13 protein-coding genes are annotated in these 19,968 nt (G+C 73.4%); 7 read left to right on the top strand and 6 right to left on the bottom strand.

Annotated elements, in window-relative coordinates:
- Positions 1-383: 383 nt before the first annotated feature.
- Positions 384-2,207: an AMP-dependent synthetase/ligase gene (locus tag ACQYWQ_RS26535; protein ID WP_431038092.1), complete on the top strand. Its 1,824-nt coding sequence runs from the start codon at positions 384-386 to the stop codon at positions 2,205-2,207.
- 178 nt (positions 2,208-2,385) lie between these two features.
- Positions 2,386-3,222 (top strand): aldo/keto reductase, encoded by an 837-nt coding sequence (locus ACQYWQ_RS26530; RefSeq protein ID WP_431038090.1) that lies wholly within the window; start codon positions 2,386-2,388, stop codon positions 3,220-3,222.
- Positions 3,223-3,354: 132 nt separating this feature from the next.
- Here the strand turns inward: ACQYWQ_RS26530 and ACQYWQ_RS26525 are convergent, their stop codons facing one another.
- Both ACQYWQ_RS26525 and ACQYWQ_RS26520 read right to left on the bottom strand, forming a co-directional pair.
- Positions 3,355-4,071, bottom strand: a complete 717-nt coding sequence (locus ACQYWQ_RS26525; protein ID WP_431038088.1) for a class I SAM-dependent methyltransferase — start codon at positions 4,069-4,071, stop codon at positions 3,355-3,357.
- A gap of 2 nt (positions 4,072-4,073) precedes the next feature.
- Positions 4,074-4,385: a 4a-hydroxytetrahydrobiopterin dehydratase gene (locus tag ACQYWQ_RS26520; RefSeq protein ID WP_431038087.1), complete on the bottom strand. Its 312-nt coding sequence runs from the start codon at positions 4,383-4,385 to the stop codon at positions 4,074-4,076.
- A 332-nt stretch (positions 4,386-4,717) separates the two neighbouring features.
- On the opposite strand from ACQYWQ_RS26520, the gene ACQYWQ_RS26515 reads away from it, so the two are divergent.
- The 5 genes from ACQYWQ_RS26515 (at position 4,718) to ACQYWQ_RS26495 (ending at position 12,821) form a co-directional block, all read left to right on the top strand.
- Positions 4,718-8,377 carry a nitrate reductase subunit alpha gene (locus ACQYWQ_RS26515; RefSeq protein WP_431039357.1) on the top strand — a complete coding sequence of 1,220 codons (3,660 nt, stop codon included), beginning with the start codon at positions 4,718-4,720 and terminating at the stop codon, positions 8,375-8,377.
- On the top strand, positions 8,374-9,993 hold the full coding sequence (narH, locus tag ACQYWQ_RS26510; RefSeq protein WP_431038085.1) for a nitrate reductase subunit beta: 1,620 nt from the start codon (positions 8,374-8,376) through the stop codon (positions 9,991-9,993). Before ACQYWQ_RS26515 ends, narH begins: the two co-directional genes overlap by 4 nt.
- A 2-nt stretch (positions 9,994-9,995) precedes the next feature.
- A complete protein-coding gene (gene narJ / locus ACQYWQ_RS26505) occupies positions 9,996-10,718 on the top strand; it encodes a nitrate reductase molybdenum cofactor assembly chaperone (protein ID WP_431039356.1) in 723 nt (240 codons plus the stop codon).
- Positions 10,715-11,440, top strand: coding sequence for a respiratory nitrate reductase subunit gamma (gene narI / locus ACQYWQ_RS26500; protein WP_431038083.1), 726 nt, complete (start codon positions 10,715-10,717; stop codon positions 11,438-11,440). The genes narJ and narI overlap by 4 nt, the downstream gene beginning before the upstream one ends.
- Before the next feature lie 148 nt (positions 11,441-11,588).
- Positions 11,589-12,821 (top strand): carbohydrate-binding protein, encoded by a 1,233-nt coding sequence (locus ACQYWQ_RS26495; protein ID WP_431038081.1) that lies wholly within the window; start codon positions 11,589-11,591, stop codon positions 12,819-12,821.
- A gap of 118 nt (positions 12,822-12,939) precedes the next feature.
- Here ACQYWQ_RS26495 and ACQYWQ_RS26490 read toward each other — a convergent pair whose 3' ends face one another.
- From ACQYWQ_RS26490 to ACQYWQ_RS26475, 4 genes are all read right to left on the bottom strand, one after another.
- Positions 12,940-13,452 (bottom strand): DUF4396 domain-containing protein, encoded by a 513-nt coding sequence (locus ACQYWQ_RS26490; protein WP_431038080.1) that lies wholly within the window; start codon positions 13,450-13,452, stop codon positions 12,940-12,942.
- Between the two features lie 125 nt (positions 13,453-13,577).
- On the bottom strand, positions 13,578-16,982 hold the full coding sequence (locus tag ACQYWQ_RS26485) for a phosphodiester glycosidase family protein (protein ID WP_431039355.1): 3,405 nt from the start codon (positions 16,980-16,982) through the stop codon (positions 13,578-13,580).
- 248 nt (positions 16,983-17,230) lie between these two features.
- A complete protein-coding gene (locus ACQYWQ_RS26480; RefSeq protein WP_431038078.1) occupies positions 17,231-17,656 on the bottom strand; it encodes an OsmC family protein in 426 nt (141 codons plus the stop codon).
- A gap of 99 nt (positions 17,657-17,755) precedes the next feature.
- Positions 17,756-19,879 carry an alkaline phosphatase family protein gene (locus tag ACQYWQ_RS26475; protein WP_431038077.1) on the bottom strand — a complete coding sequence of 708 codons (2,124 nt, stop codon included), beginning with the start codon at positions 19,877-19,879 and terminating at the stop codon, positions 17,756-17,758.
- Positions 19,880-19,968 lie beyond the last annotated feature (89 nt).

Genomic DNA, 19,968 nt, shown 5'->3' with positions numbered 1-19,968 from the left:
GCGGCTTCGGTACAGATTCCGTGGAGGAGGGCCGCGCGGTACTTACCCATCAGTCAGTAATCCCCCGCGATTCTCCTCGGGTCCTGTCCCGCTGCGCCCCGGTTGGGGCGGGTTCCGGGGAGAGATCCGGGCATATGCGGGCGGGACAGACGCCGCGCGAGGGCTCCCCTGGTGGCGCTTACCTGCGGTAGCGTCTCGGCGCCGCACCCCCGCACCAGCCCGGCGCAGGGGTGCGCGGCGCCAGGGCTTGTCGCCACCGTCCCGTCGTCGCCCGGAGGGCGGCCGCACGGCGTCCGGTGCGCTCTTTCGGCGCGCCGCCCCCAGCCCCTCGTACGGGACGTACGCGGACGGGAAGGTGACGACGGGCCCTGAGAGGAGCAGCTTTGCGCGAGTTCAGTCAGCCCCCGCTGACCCGGGCGCGGCCGGTGGGCGGCCTCGCCGACTGTGTCTTCGACCATGCGAGCGAGGACCCGGGCCGTGTCGTGCTCGCGCGCAAGAGCGGCGGGCGCTGGCAGGACGTGACGGCGGCCGGTTTCCGCGACCAGGTCCTCGCCGTCGCGAAGGGACTGCTCGCCGAGGGCATCCGCTTCGGGGACAGGGTCGCGCTCATGGCGCCGACGCGGTACGAGTGGACGCTGCTCGACTTCGCGCTGTGGACGGTGGGCGCGCAGGTCGTCCCCGTGTACCCGACGTCGTCGGCGGAGCAGGTGTACTGGATGCTGCACGACGCGCAGGTCGCCGCCGCGTTCGTCGAGCACGAGGACCACGCGATGACCGTCGGCTCGGTCATCGACCGGCTACCCCACCTGCGCCGCCTGTGGCAGTTCGACGCGGGCGCCGAGCAGGAGCTGATGGCGGCGGGCGCGCAGCTCGACGACGAGGTGGTGCACCGGCACCGCAGGGCGGTCACGCCCGAGTCGGTGGCCTCGATCATCTACACCTCGGGCACGACGGGCCGTCCCAAGGGCTGCGTCCTGACCCACGGCAACTTCATGTTCGAGGCGGACACGCTGCTCGGCGCATGGGAACCGGTCTTCCAGCCGCAGCGCGGCGAGGAGGCGTCGACGCTGCTCTTCCTGCCGCTCGCGCACGTCTTCGGACGCGTCGTGGAGGTCGCGGCGGTACGCGGGCGGGTCCGTTTCGGGCATCAGCCACGGCTCAGCGCGGACGCGCTCATACCCGAACTGGCGTCGTTCCGGCCGAGTTTCGTGCTCGCGGTGCCGTACATCTTCGAGAAGATCTACCGCGCGGCCGCGCGGAAGGCGGAGGCGGAGGGGCGCGGCGGGGTCTTCGCGAAGGCGGTCGAGGTCGCCGTGCGCTACGCGGAGGCGCGCGAGCAGCGGGCGCTGGGGCTCGGCCCGGGGCCGGGGGCCCAGCTGCGGATGCAGCACCAGCTCTACGACAAGCTCGTGTACGCGCGCCTTCGCGCGGTGCTGGGCGGGCGGATGCGGTACGCGATGTCGGGCGGTTCGGCGATGGACCGCAAGCTCGGGCTGTTCTTCTCGGGCGCGGGCGTGACGGTGTACGAGGGGTACGGGCTCACCGAGTCGAGCGCGGCGGCCACGGCGAACCCGCCCGGCCGGGCCCGCTTCGGCACGGTGGGGCGTCCGCTGCCGGGGACGACGGTGCGGATCGCGGAGGACGGGGAGGTGTGGCTGCGCGGGGACCACGTCTTCCAGGGCTACCTCAACACGCCGCGCAGCGGGCACGCGGCGCTGCGCGAGGGCTGGCTCGCGACGGGTGACATCGGGCGGCTCGACGAGGACGGCTATCTCACCATCACCGGCCGCAAGAAGGAGATCCTCGTGACCTCGGGCGGCAAGAGCGTCTCGCCCGGGCCGCTGGAGGACCGCGTTCGGGAGCACCCGCTCGTGGCGCAGTGCGTCGTCCTGGGCAACGACCGCCCGTACATCTCCGCGCTCGTCACGCTCGACGAGGACGCGGTGGCCCACTGGCTGGAGATGCGCGGGCAGCCGGTGCGCGAGCCGGCGGCCGTGGTGCGCGACCCGGAACTGGAGCGCGAGGTGCGGCGCGCGGTCGTCGCGGCGAACACCCTCGTGTCGCAGGCCGAGTCGATCCGTACCTTCCGCATCCTGTCGCGGCCCTTCACCGAGGAGCAGGGGCTCCTGACCCCCTCGCTCAAGCTCAAGCGGAAGGCGATCGAGGACGCGTACGCGCGGGAGATCACGGCGCTGTACCACGGCTGAGGCAGGGGCCGCGCCGGCGGCACCCGGGCCGAGCGGCGGCGCCCCGGGAACACAGGTCCTGGTGGGCGTCGTTAAGGTCGGTGAGCATGACATCCGGTACGGGTGCGCGCGGCCCGCGTGGGCGCGGCCCCGTACCGGCCGATGAGAAGCCGACGAAAGCTAAGGATCGACAGACGCAGTGAGTGCGCACAAGGTGGTTCCCCCGATCGTCCTGAACAATGGCGTCGAGATGCCGCAGCTCGGCTTCGGCGTGTGGCAGGTGCCCGACGAGGAGGCGACGACCGCTGTCGGGCACGCGCTCGACGCGGGTTACCGCTCGATCGACACGGCCGCGATCTACGGCAACGAGCGCGGTACGGGCAAGGCCATCGCGGCCTCCGGGCTCGCCCGCGACGAGCTGTTCGTGACGACGAAGCTGTGGAACGAGGAGCAGGGGTACGACTCGACGCTGCGGGCCTTCGACGCCTCGCTCGACAAGCTGGGCCTCGACTACGTGGACCTGTACTTGATCCACTGGCCGTGCCCGGCCAAGGACCGCTACGTCGACACGTGGCGCGCCTTCGAGAAGCTCCTCGCCGACGGGCGCACCCGCGCGATAGGCGTCTCCAACTTCACGCCCGCGCACCTGAAGCGGCTCGTCGAGGAGACCTCGGTCATCCCCGCGGTCAACCAGATCGAGCTGCACCCGCACCTCCAGCAGAGCGAGGCGCGCGCCTTCCACGCCGAGCAGGGCATCGCGACCGAGGCGTGGTCGCCGCTGGGCCAGGGCAAGGGCCTCCTGGAGGTGCCCGCGCTCGTGGCGATCGCCCAGAAGCACGGCCGCACCCCGGCGCAGATCGTGCTGCGCTGGCACGTCCAGCTCGGCAACGTGGTCATCCCGAAGTCCGTGACCCCCTCCCGGATCACGGAGAACATCGACGTGTTCTCCTTCGAGCTGGACGAGGAGGACATGGCAGCGATCCGCGCCCTCAACGAGGAGCACAGGCTCGGCGGCCACCCGGACGACGTCAACTGACGCCGTTCCGTACGCGAGTACGCGAGTACGGGGGAACGGGGGAACGCGAGAGGGGACGCGCGGCGCGCACGCCGGGCGTCCCCTCCTCGTCTTCCGGGGCGGCGCGGCCCCGGCCCGCGGCGCGGCCCCGCCTCAGCCCCGGTTCCGCTTGCGCAGCGCGAGCAGCGTGTACGAGGGGTCCCCGCGCGGCACGTCGGGGCGGGGCAGCGCTTCGAGGCGACGGGCCAGGTCCTCGCCGCCCGCCGCGTACAGGCTGCCCTCGCGCACGCGCGCGGCGGTCTCGCGCGGGCTGCGGCCCTGGCCGTGCCCGGTGAAGCGGGCCGAGCTGTGCGGGCGCAGATCGTGCGCGGCGGCGAGCGCGGTCACGCGGCCGGCGCCGTCGGGGAGTTCGACGGGCCGGTACGGGGCGAGCAGCGCGTCCATGTCGCTGTCGCCCGCGTGCGCCGCCGACTTGTCGACCGTCGTCACGAAGAGGCCCCCGGGGCGCAGGACACGGGCGACCTCGGCGACGAAGGGCGCGGCGTCGTCGACGAGGTTGAGGAGCCACACGGCGGTGACGGCTTCGGCGCTGCCCGACGCGAGCGGCAGGGCGCGCCCGTCGGCACGTACCACGGCGTCGAGGCGCCCGGCGGCCTGCCGGAGCATCCCGGCGGAGAGGTCCAGACCGAGCACGGTGTACCCGGCCTCGCGCAGGCGGCCGCCGACGATGCCCGTGCCGCAGGCGAGGTCCACGACGGTGCGGGTGCGGCGCGGCAGGAGTCCGGCGAGCGCTTCGGCCGCGGCGCGGGCGCGCGGCAGGCCGCCTCTGCTCTCGTCGTAGCTGGCGGCCTCCTCGTCGTAGTCGAGCATCCTCAGCTCCGCACCCCGTGGGCGGCGGACAGTTCCTCGACGCGGCGCGCGAGCGTGACGTCGAGCGCGGTGATCTTCCCGCCCGCGCTGTGCGTGTGGGTCGCCACCTCCACGGTGTTGTAGCCGAGGGTGAGGTCGGCGTGGTGATCCATGTCCTCCTGGACGGAGGCGATGTGGAGCACGAAGGCGGCAGCGGCGAGGTGGCTGGGGAGGCGGTAGACGCGGGTGAGGCGGTCGTTCTCGCCGCTCCAGCCGGGCAGCGTGGCGAGGGCGGTGCCGATCTCGGCGGCGGGCAGCGGGCGGGCGGCGGGCAAGGCTGCTCCTCGGGAGGTACGTCCGGCCGGGGACGGGGCCGGTTGATGCGGGCTCAGGTTACCGGCCGGTCCACGCCGGTGGGCAGGCGGGCACGCGGGGCCGCCGGGGTGACGCGTTCGGCGGTATCGGGCCACCCGTGAGGCGCCACGCGGGGTGTGCCGTACGCCCCCTGGGCTCTCCGGCTGCCTAGCGTGCGCCGCACGAGGGCGAGCGAGGGAGCAGGGTCTTGACCGATACGCACAGCACCGCCACGCACAGCACCGCGGCGCGCGGCACCGCGGCGCGCGGCACCGCGGGCGCCGGTGCGCCCCCGGCCGAGCCCGGCGCGGCCCTGCTGCGCGCCGGGCGCTTCCTCCGCAGGGGCACGGCATCCCCCGACCTGCACAGCGTGGCCCTGACGGGCGGCAGGCAGGCGGACGGCTTCTACCGGGACCGCTGGAGCCACGACAAGGTCGTCACCTCCACGCACGGCGTGAACTGCACGGGCTCGTGCCGCTGGAAGGTGTACGTCAAGGACGGCATCATCACGTGGGAGACGCAGGCGACGGACTACCCCTCGGTCGGCCCCGACCGGCCCGAGTACGAGCCGCGCGGCTGCCCGCGCGGCGCCGCGTTCTCCTGGTACACGTACTCCCCCACGCGCGTGCGCTACCCGTACGTGCGCGGTGTGCTCCTCGACCTGTACCGGCACGCGAAGGCGGAGCACGGCGACCCCGTCAGCGCCTGGGCGGCCGTCGTCGGGGACCCGGAGCGGCGGGCGCGCTACCAGCGGGCGCGCGGCAAGGGCGGGCTCGTACGGGCGAGCTGGGACGAGGCCATCGAGCTGGTCGCCGCCGCGCACGTGCACACGCTCAAGACGTACGGTCCCGACCGGATCGCCGGGTTCTCGCCGATCCCCGCGATGTCGATGGTGTCGCACGCGGCCGGGGCGCGGTTCATGGGACTCATCGGGGCGCCCATGCTCTCGTTCTACGACTGGTACGCGGACCTGCCGGTCGCCTCGCCGCAGGTCTTCGGGGACCAGACGGACGTGCCCGAGTCGGGCGACTGGTGGGACGCCGCGTACCTCCTGATGTGGGGCTCGAACGTGCCCGTGACGCGCACCCCCGACGCGCACTGGATGGCGGAGGCGCGCTACCGGGGACAGAAGGTCGTCGTGGTCGCGCCGGACTACGCGGACAACGCGAAGTTCGCCGACGAGTGGCTGCACCCGCACCCGGGGACCGACGGGGCGCTGGCGCTCGCGATGGGGCACGTGATCCTGCGGGAGTTCTTCGTCGAGCGCCCCGAGCGCTTCTTCCTCGACTACACGCGGAAGTACACCGACCTGCCGTTCCTCGTGACCCTGGAGGAGCGCCCCGGCGGCGGACTCGTGCCCGCGAAGTTCCTGCGCGCCTCCGACCTCGGGCAGACCGGGGAGGGCGCGGAGTGGAAGACGGTCGTGCTCGACGCGGCGAGCGACCGGCCGGCCGTGCCGAACGGCTCGCTCGGCTTCCGCTGGACCGAGAGCGGCAAGGGCAGGTGGAACCTGGACCTCGGCGAGGTGGTGCCGCGCCTGAGCCTGTACGGGGAGCGCTACGCGGCCGGGGTCGAGGTGCTGCTCCCCCGCTTCGACACCGAGGGCGGGGAGCACGGGCAGGGGCGCGGCGAGGTGCTGCGCCGCGGCGTGCCTGCGACGCGGCTCGGGGGTGCCGAAGGCCCGCTCGTGACCACGGTGTTCGACCTGCTCCTCGCGCAGTACGGGGTGGGGCGCGCGGGCCTGCCGGGGAGCTGGCCGACGGGTTACGGGGACGCGAGCGCGCCCGGGACCCCGGCGTGGCAGGAGACGCACACCTCGGTTCCCGCCGCGCGGTGCGCGCGCATCGCACGGGAGTTCGCGCGCACGGCGGCGAAGACCGGGGGCCGCTGCATGATCCTCATGGGCGCGGGCACGAACCACTGGTTCCACTCCGAGACGATCTACCGCGCCTTCCTCGCCCTGCTCCAGCTCACCGGGTGCCAGGGGCGCAACGGGGGCGGCTGGGCGCACTACGTGGGCCAGGAGAAGTGCCGCCCTTCGACGGGCTGGGCGACGCTCGCGGGGGCGCTCGACTGGCAGCGCCCGCCGCGGCACATGATCGGCGCCGCGTACTGGTTCCTGCACACCGACCAGTGGCGGTACGACCGCTTCGGGGCCGACGTGCTCTCCTCGCCGCTCGCCAAGGGCACCTTCGGCGGGATGACGGCCGCCGACTGCCTGGCGCAGTCGGCGCGCCTGGGCTGGATGCCCTCGTACCCGACCTTCGACCGCAATCCGCTGGATCTCGCGGACGAGGTGGACGGGGATGTCGGGAAGGTCGTCGAGAAACTGAAGGACGGCTCGCTGAACTTCGCCTGCGAGGACCCGGACGCGCCGGGGAACTGGCCGCGCGTGCTGACGCTGTGGCGCGCGAACCTGCTCGGTTCCTCGGCGAAGGGCGCCGAGTACTTCACGAAGCACCTCCTCGGCACGCAGTCCTCGCTGCGCGCCGAGGAGGCGGAGCCTGGGCAGCGGCCCCGCGATGTGACGTGGCGCGAGGAGGCCCCGGAGGGGAAGCTCGACCTGCTGCTCTCGCTCGACTTCCGGCAGACCTCCTCGACGCTCCTGTCCGACGTGGTGCTCCCGGCGGCGACCTGGTACGAGAAGCACGACCTCTCCACGACGGACATGCACCCCTTCGTGCACGCCTTCACCCCGGCCGTGGACCCGCCGTGGCAGGCACGCACCGACTTCGAGACCTTCCAGGACCTCGCGCACAAGGTCAGCGAACTGGCCGCCGGGCACCTCGGGACGCGCAAGGACCTCGTGGCGAGCGCGCTCCAGCACGACACGCCGGGCGAGACCGGGCAGCCGGGCGGCGTGGTGCGGGACTGGCGGCACGGGGACTGCGAGGCCGTGCCGGGCAGGACGATGCCCGCGCTCGCGGTCGTGGAGCGGGACTACACGAAGATCGGCGAGAAGTTCGACGCGCTCGGACCGCTCGCCGAGGGCCTGGGGCTGCCGGCGAAGGGGGTCGTGCTGCGGCCCGGGCAGGAAATCGCCGAGCTGGGGCGGCGCAACGGCACGGTACGGGAGGGGGTCGCGGCGGGGCGCCCGCTGCTCGACACCGCCGTCAAGGCGGCGAACACGATCCTCGCGCTCTCGGGCACGACGAACGGGCACCTCGCCACGCAGGGCTTCCGCACCCTCGAACAGCGTGTCGGCACCCCGCTCGCGCAGCTCGCCGAGGGCCACGAGGGCGTCCGGATCACGTACGCGGACACGCAGGCAGCGCCCGTACCCGTCCTCACCTCGCCCGAGTGGTCGGGCAGCGAGAACGGCGGGCGGCGGTACACGGCGTTCACACAGAACGTGGAGCAGCTCAAGCCGTGGCACACGCTGACCGGGCGGCAGCACTTCTTCCTCGACCACGACTGGATTCACGAGCTGGGCGAGGCGCTGCCGGTGTACCGGCCGCCGCTCGACATGCACCGCCTCTTCGGCGAGCCGCGACTCGGGCCGGAAGGCGAACGGCAGGTCACCGTGCGGTACTTGACGCCGCACAACAAGTGGTCGATCCACTCCGAGTACCAGGACAACCTGTTCATGCTCGCGCTCTCGCGCGGTGGCCAGACGATCTGGATGGCGCCGCGGGACGCGGACGCGATCGGCGTGAAGGACAACGACTGGATCGAGGCCGTCAACCGCAACGGCGTCGTGGCGGCCCGGGCGATCGTCTCGCACCGGATGCCCGCGGGGACGGTCTACATGCACCACGCGCAGGAGCGGACGGTCAACGTGCCGAGGACCGAGACGACGGGCAAGCGGGGCGGCATCCACAACTCGCTGACCCGGCTGCTCCTCAAACCCAGCCATCTCATCGGCGGCTACGCGCAGTTGACGTGGGCGTTCAACTACCTGGGCCCGACGGGCAACCAGCGCGACGAGGTCACGGTCATCCGGCGGCGCGCGCAGGAGGTGAGCTACCGGTGAAGGTCATGGCGCAGGTCGCGATGGTCATGAACCTCGACAAGTGCATCGGCTGTCACACGTGTTCGGTCACGTGCAAGGAGGCGTGGACCAACCGCGAGGGCATGGAGTACGTCTGGTTCAACAACGTGGAGACGCGCCCGGGTCAGGGCTATCCGCGCCGCTACGAGGACCAGGGGAAGTGGCGCGGCGGCTGGGAGCTGAACCGGCGCGGAAAGCTCGATCTCCGTTCGGGGGGCCGCTTCCGGCGGCTCGCCTCGCTCTTCTCCAACCCCGTCCTGCCCGGGATCAAGGACTACTACGAGCCCTGGACGTACGACTACAAGAACCTCACGGACGCGCCGCTCGGCGACGACTACCCGGTCGCCGAACCGCGTTCGCTCCTCACCGGCAAGCCGATGAAGATCGAGTGGTCGTCGAACTGGGACGACGACCTCGGCGGCGCGCCCGAGGCCGGGCACCTCGACCCGATGGTGCAGCGGATGCGCGAACAGGCATCCGAGAAGGTGACGTTCGCCTTCGAGCAGTCCTTCATGTTCTACCTGCCGCGCATCTGCGAGCACTGCCTCAACCCGTCCTGCGTCGCCTCGTGCCCCTCGGGCGCGATGTACAAGCGCAGCGAGGACGGGATCGTGCTCGTGGACCAGGACCACTGCCGGGGCTGGCGGCAGTGCGTGACGGCGTGCCCGTACAAGAAGGTGTACTTCAACCACCGCAGTGGCAAGGCGGAGAAGTGCACGCTGTGCTACCCGCGCATCGAGGTGGGCCTTCCCACGGTGTGCTCGGAGACGTGCGTGGGACGGCTGCGGTACCTCGGGGTGCTGCTCTACGACGCGGACAAGGTCGCGGAAGCGGCGGCGACCCCGGACGAACAGGACTTGTACGAGGCGCAGTTGCGGGTCTTCCTCGACCCGTCCGATCCCGGGGTGGTGCGCGCGGCCGAGGCGGCGGGCATCCCGCACGACTGGCTGGAGGCGGCGCGGCGCTCGCCGGTCTTCTCGCTCGTCAAGCGGCACAGGATCGCGCTGCCGCTCCATCCCGAGTACCGCACGCTCCCGATGGTCTGGTACATCCCGCCGCTCTCGCCCGTCGTGGACGCGCTGAGCGAGACGGGGCACGACGGCGAGGACGTCGGCAACCTCTTCGGCGCGATCGACACGCTCCGCATCCCGCTCGACTACCTCGCGGGGCTCTTCACCGCCGGGGACGTCGGACCCGTACGGGCCACGCTGGAGAAGCTCGCGGCGATGCGCTCCCACATGCGGGCGGTCAACCTCGGCGACATCCCCGACCCGGGAATCGGCGCGCGCGTCGGCATGGACCCCGCGGGCATCGAGGACCTGTACCGGCTGCTCGCGCTCGCCAAGTACGAGGAGCGGTACGTCATCCCGACCGCGGCCGCGGGGGACGCGCGGCGCCTGGAGGAGTCCGCGGTCCCTGGCGAGTGCAGCCTCGACCACCTGGACACGGGTGAACAGCACAGCGGGGACGGGCCGTTCGGGCAGGACTCGGGGCGCAGGGAACTGCCGCTCGTGACGCTGGAGAACTTCCACCTGCGCACGCGGCGGCAGACGAGCGACCGCGAACCCGCCGTATCCGAGGTGAAGGAGCAGCGTTGAGCATCACGAAGGAGCGGGCCGCGCTCGTGCACCAGGCCGCCGCGCTGTGCCTCCTCTACCCGGACGACCGACTACCCCACCGGCTCGGCCTCGTGGAGGCCGTACGGCTCGGGGCGCCCGGCATCGACGCCTTCACGGCGTGGGCGCGCGCGACCGAGGCGGGCGAACTCGCGGCGCACTACGTCGCCGTCTTCGACTTCAAGAACCGGCACAGCCTGTACCTGAGCTGGTGGCGCGACGGCGACACGCGACGGCGCGGCACGACGCTCGTCGCCTTCAAGGAGGCGTACCGCGCGCACGGATTCGAGTGTACCGACGAGGAGTTGCCCGACTTCCTGCCCGCCGTCCTGGAGTTCAGCGCGCAGGCGGGACCCGCGCTGCTCCTGGAGCACCGTCCCGGGCTCGAACTCCTGCGGCTCTCGCTCGCGGCCCACGGCACGCCGTACGCGGGCGTACTCGAAGCGGTGTGCGCGACGCTCCCCGGGCCCTCGCCCGCCGACCTCGCCGAGGCCCGCCGGATGGCGCGCGTCGGGCCACCGCGCGAGGCCGTGGGCCTGGACGGGTACGGCGGTACGGGGGCGACCTCACCGGCCGCGTTCGGGCCGCCCGCCGCGTTCGGGCCGCCCGCCGGTCCGCCCGGCGCCTTCGGCCCGCCCGTCGGAGCGCGTACGCGTACTCCCCTGCCCCTGCTCAGCGAGGACCGCCCCGAGGAGGGGACCCCGTGAAGACCCTGCTGTGGGGCGCGCTGCCCTACGTCGCTCTCGCGCTGCTCGTCGCCGGGCTCGCGTGGCGCTGGCGCTACGACAAGTACGGCTGGACGACGCGCTCCTCGGAGATGTACGAGTCCCGCCTCCTCGGCATCGCCTCGCCGCTCTTCCACTACGGCATCCTCTTCGTCCTCGCCGGGCACCTGCTCGGGCTCTTCGTCCCCGCCTCGTGGACGGACGCGATCGGCGTGAGCGAGCACAGTTACCACCTGCTCTCGCTCTTCAGCGGCACCCTCGCGGGGGTGCTCGCGCTCGCGGGGATCGCGATGCTCCTGTACCGGCGCCGTTTCCGCGCCCCGGTGTTCCGCGCGACGACCGCGAACGACAAGACGATGTACCTCTTCCTGACGGCGGCGCTCGTTCTCGGGATGTGGTCGAAGCTCGCCCACTCCTCGCTCTCGGGCGGCTACGACTACCGCGGCTCGATCGCCCTGTGGGCCCGCAGCCTCTTCACGCTCCAGCCCGACACCGGGCGCATGGAGGGCGTGCCCGTGCTCTACCAGGTGCACGCGGTCGTCGGCATGGCGCTCCTCGCGATGGTCCCGTACACGCGCCTCGTGCACGCGTTCAGCGCCCCCGTGCAGTACGTCTTCCGCCCGTACCTCGTCTACCGCAGCCGTGACCCGCGCCTGCTCGGGGCGCGCGCCGAGCGGCCGGGGTGGCGGCGGATCGGGGGCTGAACGCCCTTACGGCGCACGGGAGTCGGGGGCGAAACGGGACATCCCGAGCGCAGGGTCAAGACTTCCTTTTGGTCTAGGCCAATCCATTGACGTGTTCGTTACAACGGCGGGACAGTCGAGGCGCCTCATTCACCCCCCGGGAGATTCCGTGAGACGTCTTCGTGCCCTGCTGTGCACCGCCGCCGCCTCCGCGCTCGCCGCGGCCGGGCTCACCGCACTGCTGCCCGCCTCGGCCGCCGGTGCCGAGAGCGCAACGCTGGACAAGCGCTGGTACGCCGCAGCGCCCTACCTCATGCCGCTCGACAACGATCCGCCCAGCGCCACCGCGATCATGGACGCCTCCGGGCTCAAGGCGTTCCAGCTCGCCTTCGTCCTCGCCCCCGACGGCGGCGGGTGCAGCCCGACCTGGGACGGCACGGCGCCCGTCTCCTCGGACACCGCCGTCGGTTCCGTCATCGACGCGATCCGCGCCAAGGGCGGCGACGTCTCCGTCTCGATCGGCGGCTACGGCGGCACCAAGCTCGGCCAGGCCTGCGCGGACGCCGCCTCGACCGCCGCCGCCTACCAGCAGGTCATCACGAAGTACCAGCTCAAGGCCATCGACTTCGACCTGGAGGAGCCCGAGTACGAGAACACGGCGGCGATCGCGCGCGAGATCGGCGCCGCGAAGATCCTCCAGCAGAACAACCCGGGGCTGTTCGTCTCGGTGACGACGGCAGGGACCGCGGACGGTACGGGCTGGTTCGGCCGGCAGATGCTGAACGAGGCGAAGGCGCAGGGCTTCACGCCCGACAACTTCTCGATCATGCCGTTCGACGGCGGCTTCGACGGGGCCGCTTCGCAGACCGCGGCGCTCACCGCCTTCAACGGCGTGCTGCGTTCGACCTTCGGGTGGAGCGAGGCGACCGCGTACGCGCACGAGGGCTTCTCGGGCATGAACGGCCGCAGTGACACGGGCGAGTACTTCGGCCAGGCCGACTTCCAGACCGTCCTGGACTACGCGACCGCGCACGGCATGGCCCGCTTCACCTTCTGGTCACTCAACCGCGACCGGCAGTGCAGCCCCGCCGACAACGGCGGCCGTACGAGCGGTACGTGCAGCAGCGTCCCGCAGTCCTCGTGGGACTTCGCCAAGTTCTCCGTGAAGTTCGCGGGCGCGACCCCGCCCACCGACCCGCCGGCCGACCCGGGCGGCCCGACGGACCCGCCCACCGGCCCCGGCCAGTGCGCCGCCGCTCCCTGGAGCGCGAGCGCGGTGTACGTGAAGGGCGACAAGGTCACCCAGGACGGGCACACGTGGGAGGCGAAGTGGTGGACGACGAACGAGGAGCCCGGCACGACGGGCGAGTGGGGCGCGTGGCAGGACGACGGCCCCTGCTGAGCAGGCGCCGAACGGGCCCGCGTACGGACTGAACGGGCCCGCGTACGGGCCGGGGCGACCGCACACCGTGGGGTCGCCCCGGCCCGCACCGCCCGCACCGCCCGTCGGCCCCGCTCCTTCAGTGCTCGTGGTGCGCGTGGACCACCGCGTGGCCCTTGCCCCGCCCGATCATCCACCGGTTGACCGGCGTCGTGACGACGAAGGCGAGGGCGAGGGAGCCCGCGAGCGAGAGCCAGAACAGGGCGTCGGCGAGCCCCGCGTCCATCGCGCCGGGGACCGCGACCATCGCCGTGTTGTCGATCAGCTCCATGACGGCGATCGAGACCGTGTCGGCGGCGAGCGCGACCTTGAAGGCGGCGCGCGGGCTCAGCCCGGCGCGCAGGACGCCGCGCATCGTGAGCGCGTAGCCGAAGACGAAGGCGAGCACGATCGACAGGGCGACCGTGGCCCCGTTGTGCAGCCCGGCAGCCGTGCCGATCACCATGCCGAGGATCTCGCCGATCGCGCAGCCGGTGAGGCAGTGCAGGGTGGCCTGCGCGGCCATCGACCAGGACGTCCCCGACCAGCCGGCCGGGCCCTCGTGCGCGCCGTGGTGGTGGCCCTCCTGGTGCGTGTCGTGCGCGTGCTCCATCGTGCTCCCCCTTCTCGTGCGTCCGCCGCGGCGTGCGCGGCGGCTCGGACAGCGCCGCGCACCGGAGGGAACACCATACCCCCCAGGGGTATTCCCGAGGGGGGTACGGTGCGGCGGTTCGCGGCTCAGTGCGCCACGGTCACGCGGGCTTCGGCGCGTACCCCCGAGACGGTCACCGCCAGCGTGACCGTGCCGGGGCGCAGCGCGGTGAGCCGGCCCGTCGCCGGGTCGTACGCGGCCGTGTCGCGCGGTCCCGCCGTGCGCGCGGGGCCGAGGTGCAGCCCGCGCGACGCGGACCAGTCGGCGCTGACGGGCCAGCCGAGCGGCACCGTCCGGGTGCCCTGGGTGAGGCTCGCCTCGACGGTCGCCCCGGCCCCTGCCCCGAGGCGCGCGGGCGCGTCGATACGGAGCGCGTCGGTGTGCGGGCGGGTCTGGACCCCGAGCCAGTCCGCGGGGAGCGCGGCGCCGGGGCGCGCCGCGCGGTCGACGCCGATGAGGCTCCACCCGGTGAAGCCGCCCTCGTCGGCGGGGGTCGCCGGGTCCTTGCCCGAGTTGCCGTTGACGAGGTACGGGACCCCTTCGGCGTGCGAGGCGTCGAAGGTGCCGACGTGCCCGGCGACGTACGCGACGCCCTTGCCGCTCGACCGGCGGAAGCCGGCGAGCCACGACTCGACGAGCGCGGCCTCCTTGCGGTCGCCGAGCTGACTGCCCTTCTGCGGGGTCGGGTCGCGCGGGGGCACGTGCGCGACCACGACGACCGAGTCGACGGCCCGGTCCTTCGCGGCCGCGTCGAGCGCGGCGCGGAGCCTTCCGAGCTGCGAGAAGTCGGAGGCGCGCAGGCCGAGCCCGGAGGTGTCGAGGGTCAGGAAGCGGGTCCGGGCGTGGTCGAAGGTCTGCTCGGCGGGCCCGAACTCCTTCGTGAAGTTGGCGATCTCACCGCCCATGACCTCGTGGTTGCCGGGGACGTAGTGCCAGGGCACCGCGTCGCCCAGCTCCTCGTCGAGCATGCGGTGCGCGAAGGCCAGGTCCTCGGGCGCGCCCTCGTCGACGAGGTCCCCGTCGACGAGGAGGAAGTCGGGCTTGGCGGCCTTGATCTCGCGCAGCGTGCGCCGCGCCTGCACGGCGTTCTCGCCGTCGGGATCGCGCGCGACGAATTGCGCGTCGGACATGACGGCGAACCGCCAGTCCTTGCCCCGCACATCGCGTGCGGTCGAGATGAGCGGGTCGTGGGCGCGTGCGCTCGCCGGCAGGTCCACTTCCGGCGGGACCTGCGCGGTGAGGTCGTCGAGTTCGACCTCGCCCGTGTACTGCTTCGTCGCGTCGGTCTCCGCGAGGTAGAAGCGGACGACGGAGACGGGGTAGGCGACGGACTGCGGCACGGGGAAGGTCACGCGGCGCCATCCGGTCCAGTCCACGTAGGGGCCGCGCAGCAACTGGTCCGTGCCGGTCGCGTCCTTGAGGTGGAGCGTCGCCCAGGCGCCGTGCCCGTCGCCCTTGAGCCACAGTGTGAAGCCCTGCGGCTGCCCGGGGACGGCGAGGGGCGCCGCCGGGCTCGCGTAGGCGGCGCGGGTCGCCGTGGACTGGGTGAAGTCGTACGTCATGCGCAGCCCGGTGCCGTCGTGGCTGTCGGCGACGGCGCTCAGCGAGCCATCCGCGCGGGCCTGGCTGAACGTCCAGTCCGCCGCGTCGTCGAAGCCGGTGAGGGCCTGGTCGGTGAGCCCGGCGGAGACGGCGAGCGCCGTGGAGTGCCCGGCGACCGTCGCGGTGACCGTGCCCGCCGCGCCTTCCGCGCGCGCCGTGACGGTGAAGCCGTCCGCGTCGGCGGTGACCGTGAACTGCTCGCGGTCGTACGTCAGGTGGACGTCGGAGGGCTCGATGGGGGCGCTGTTCCCCTCGGCGTCGAGCCCGGTGACGCCGAAGCGGGCGCTCGACTCCGCGTCGGGGAGCGAGAGGCGCCCGGTCCCGGTGTCGACGCGGTCGAGGGGGCCGAGCACGGTGAGCTTCGTGGTGCCCTCGGCCTTGCCCCTGCGGGCGGTGATCTCGGCGGTGCCCTTCGTGCGGGGCGCGGTGTAGCGGCCCGTCCGGTCGACGGAGCCCCCGCCCCGCACCGCCCACGCCGGAGTGCCCCGGGCGGGCCCGTACGTCTCGTCGTACCCCTCGGCGGTGAGCAGCCGGTGCAGTCCGGGGAAGACGCGGTCGGGGTGGCCGCCGGCGACGGGGTCGGCGGTCGGGGCGCCCAGCGGGTCCATCGCGGTGCTCACCCAGTAGCCGGTGAGGCGTCCGGAGCCGTCGGGCGCGGTGAGCACGAGGCCGTTGGGGACGGGGCGTTCGCTGCCGTCGGACGGCTGGTTGCCGACCTGGAGCGTGTCGGTGCCGGGGGCGCGTGCGAGGAGCGTGGACGAGCCGCCGCCGTCGAGGTTGATGGCGTTGTAGGCGCCCGTCTTCTTCAGCATGAGGCCGAGTTCGGTGAGCGTGACGCCGCCGCTGTCGGCCTGGCGGCCGTCCACGGTGACGACGTGCAGGGTGCGGCCGTCGCGGCTGAAGCCGACGGCGGTGCGGGGCGCGGCCGCGTCGTTGCCCTCGCCCGTGTGGTCGACGGGCTTGCCGTCCGTCACGAGGTATTCGTTGGCGCCGATCGCCTCGCGCGGCACCGCCGAGCCGTCGCCCGTGCGCGGGTGGTAGGTCCAGCTCACGGGCGCCCCTTCGGGCAGCGCGCGCAGCGCCTCGGCGCCCTTGCCCGCGCCGACGAGCGCGGTCGCCCCGGCCGGAAGGCGGCCGCTGCCGGGCCGGTGCGCGGTGTCCGTCGTCCGCCCGTCCACGACCGTGACCTCGGCGCTGTCGCTCGCGCTGTTGACGGTGAGGGCGCGGTCGGCCTCGCCCCACTGGGCGGTGTAGGCGCCGATGCCGTCGGCGGGGACGTCGGCCGCGTTGAGCGCGGTGAGCGGCCGGTCACCCGAAGGGAGGGTGAGGGTCCCTTCGAAGTAGAGGTCGAGCACGCGGCCCGCCTGCGCGGTGTCGAAGCCGATCGCGCGGGTGTGGGAGGGCTGCGGCGAGTTGAGGAGCGTGCCCGCGTGCAGCCCCGAGCCCTCGGGGGCACCCGTCTCGTTGATGTCGAAGAAGTCGCCGTTGAGCGCGGCGACAGTACGCCGCCCCTTGCCCGGGTCGTGCCCCGCGGCGAGCCCGGAGACGGGCTCGCGCGCGGAGACGCCCTTCGCCGAGCTGAGGTACTGCGCGCGCACGTCGGCGCCGAGTGCGGCGGACAGCTCGTGGACGCGCAGCCACTTGTCGCTCTCCAGGCGGTCGTACGAGGTGAGGCGCGCGCCGGGGGCGAGCGGACGGCTCGACCGGGCGGTCTCCAGTCCGTCGCCGTCGGGGTAGGCGCGCGGGGCGGGCGTGCCGGGGGCGGCGAGGGTGCTCGCGGCGGGCGGGGCCGCCGGCCCCGCGGTGGCGGGCGGGGGCGTCGCGGGCGCGGGCCCTGCCGCGTGGGCGCTCTGGATGCCGGCACCTGTGCCGAGGAGAGCGAGCGTCAGGGCGAGGGCGCTGAGGGTGGTGGAGCGGAGTGTTCCGGAGTGGGAGGTTCTGGAACGGGAGGTTCTGGAACGGGTGGGGCATGGGGGCACGTACTCCTCCTCGGACCGGGCCCCCGGGCGGGGGCCGCACCTCACCTTGACCCGTCCGGCTCCCCCGCACCAGGGATGCCAGAGGACGCACCATTGAACAGCGCGTGACGCGGCGGTCCCGGCTGCCCCGGTGGGGGCGGCCGGGACCGGACGGTGGCTCAGGCGAGCTTCGCCGACAGGGTGATGGTGGTGCCTGCCAGGGCCTGGCTCACCGGGCAGTTCGCCTTGGCGTCGTTGGCGGCGGCGGTGAAGGCGGCCTCGTCGATACCGGGCACGGTGCCCTCGACGGTGAGGTGGATGCCGGTGATGCCCGTGCCGGGCTGGAAGGTGACGTCCGCCGAGGTGATGAGGCGGGTCGGCGCGTGCCCGGCCTGGGTGAGGCCGTTGGAGAGGGCCATCGAGAAGCACGAGGAGTGCGCGGCGGCGATCAGCTCCTCCGGGCTGGTCTTCCCGTTCGGCTCCTCGGCGCGCGAGGCCCAGGAGACGGGGGTCGAGCCGATACCGGAGGAGTCGAGCGTGACGGTGCCGCTGCCCTTGAGCAGGTCGCCTTCCCAGACGGTGTGCGCGGAGCGGGTGGTGGCCACGGTGCGGTCCTTTCGCGAGCGAGGGGCCCGGTGCTGCCCGGGGCGAGAGCCCGGGGGCGGGGCCGGTCCGCCCGGCGGGGCGGTCCGTGGCCTATACGATCACATTCCGCCCGCGCCGGGCGGAGTTGGCGGCACCGGTACGGGTGCGGCCGCCGCCTCCGCGGGGCGGCTGGGCAGCGGGATCTGCGGGCCGTGGCTCTCGCGCAGCCAGCGCCGCAGCACCTCGTGCACCCGCTCCGCGCCGACGAGTTCCTCGCCGTCGGCGACCGGGGCGCTCAGCACGAGCGGCGAGAGCAGGAAGGGCCTGGACTGGTCGCCGCCGAGCCCGCCGTGCGAGCCGATCTGCTCCTCGAAGGCGAGGACTTCGCCGGTCTCCGGGTCGTACCAGGAGTTGACCATGATGTCCGCGCAGTGCGGGAAGGAGTCCGTGCGCCGTACGGCCTCGACGGCGCCGGGCCCGAAGACGGCGAGCGGTCCCAGCTCCTCGGCCGTCGGGTGCTCGCCGAGTTCGTCGACGCGCACCTCGGCCCCGTAGGCACCGAGCACGACACCGCCGTGCTCCTCGTCCCGTACGAGCAGGAAACCGATGCCCGGGTGGTGCGCCAGCGTCGAGAGCAGCGCGGGGTGGCGGCGCTCGATCTCCTGCCGGGTCATGCGGTGCGGGACGTCGGGGAAGGAGACGAGACCGAGGTTGCCCGAGGCGAGGACGACGGGCTCGGAGCGGCGCGGGGACGCGTGGTGCTCCTCGGCGTGCTCCTCGACGGGGCGGTGCAGCGCCGCGCGTACGGCGGCGCGCGCCTCGTTGCCCGAGTGCGTGCGGCGCACCTTGCGCGGCACGGGCAGGCCGCAGCCCGCGCGGACCAGCTCCCCGAGGCTGAGCCCGTAGCGCATCCGGAAGGTCTCGCCCGGGCTCTGGCCGTGGTCGGACAGGAGGACGATCCGGTACGGGCGCGGGGCGAGTTCGGCGACCTTCAGGACGAGGGCGAGGGAGCGGTCGAGGCGGCGCAGGATCTGCGCGGCGTCGCGGCTGCGCGGACCCGAGTGGTGCGCGACCTCGTCGTACGCGACGAGGTCGGCGTAGATCGCGGTGCGGCCCGCGAGCAGGTCGCCCATGACGGCCGCGACGACGACGTCCCTTTCGACGACCGTCGCGAAGGCACGGACGAAAGGGTAGAGGCCGCCGCGCCCCATGCGGGGGCGTTCGCGGCGCAGCCGGGCCCTGACCGACTGGCACATCTCGCGGCCGACCTCGGCGACGAAGGACAGGACGGTGCGGACGGCGTTCGCCGGGTCGCTGAAGTACGCGAAGTACCCGGCGCGCGAGCGGTTCTCCTTGCCGCGCCGTACCGCGACGGACAGGACGAGCGCGAGCTGGTCGGCTCCGCCGCCGAAGAGGTTGCCGCGGCTCGCGCCGTCCAGGCTCAGCAGCCCCGAGTCCCCGGTCCGCTCGACGGCGCGGCGTTGCAGTTCGGCCGCGCTCGCCGGGCGGTTCGACACGACGACCTCGCGGGTCTCCTTCTCGTACCAGCGGAAGGCGGGCACGTCGAAGTTGCTGCCGTGCAGGATGCCGAGCTGGCTCGCGCCCGTCTGGCTCGACCAGTCGGTGCGCCACGGCGTGAGACGGTGGGTGGGGAGGCCGCCGATGAGCCCGGCGACGGTCGGCATGAGGCCCTTGCCGACCGCGTCCACGAGGACGTCGTGGCCGAGCCCGTCGAGCTGGAGGAAGACCGTGCCCGGCGGCGCCGGGGTGCCGCTGGGGCGGCCGTAGCGGCGGTAGGCGAGGCGGTGGAGGCGGCGGCGGTAGGCGTTGTCGTCCCGTACCGCGAGCGCTCCCCCGGTCGCCGAGGCGACGGCGGACATGACGGCGGCGACCACGACGGCGGTCTCCGGGTTGACCTCGCCCCTGTTCACCGGGACGAGCCGCAGTGCGAGGAGCAGCAGCGAGCCGTTGAGGAAGAAGACGAGCACCGCGAGGACGAAGGCGGGCACGAGCAGCAGCGTGCGCACGAGCAGCGGCCACACGAGCGCGCCGAGCAGCCCGAAGACCCCGGCGCCGAGCGCGGCCGTCACGGCGATGCGCGTCGCGCTGTCCCCGTCGGCCGACTGGAGCTTGAAATCCGGCAGCAGCCCCGCGAGCACCAGCATCGTCAGGGTGCTCACCCCCCAGACCGCGAACATCCGCAACACGGCGCTCCCGGCCCCGCGCCACCTCTCCTCGTTCACCGCTCACCTTTTCCACACGTGGTCCGCGCGGAATGCCCTCGGACCGTCCCCCCCACCTTCGCACACCGCCCCGTACCGGCCGTGCGGAC

Source organism: Streptomyces sp. P6-2-1, from assembly GCF_050613165.1.
Classification (GTDB): Bacteria; Actinomycetota; Actinomycetes; order Streptomycetales; family Streptomycetaceae; genus Streptomyces.
Note: the sequence above shows the minus strand (reverse complement) of the source record. Positions and strands in the feature narration are given on the sequence as shown.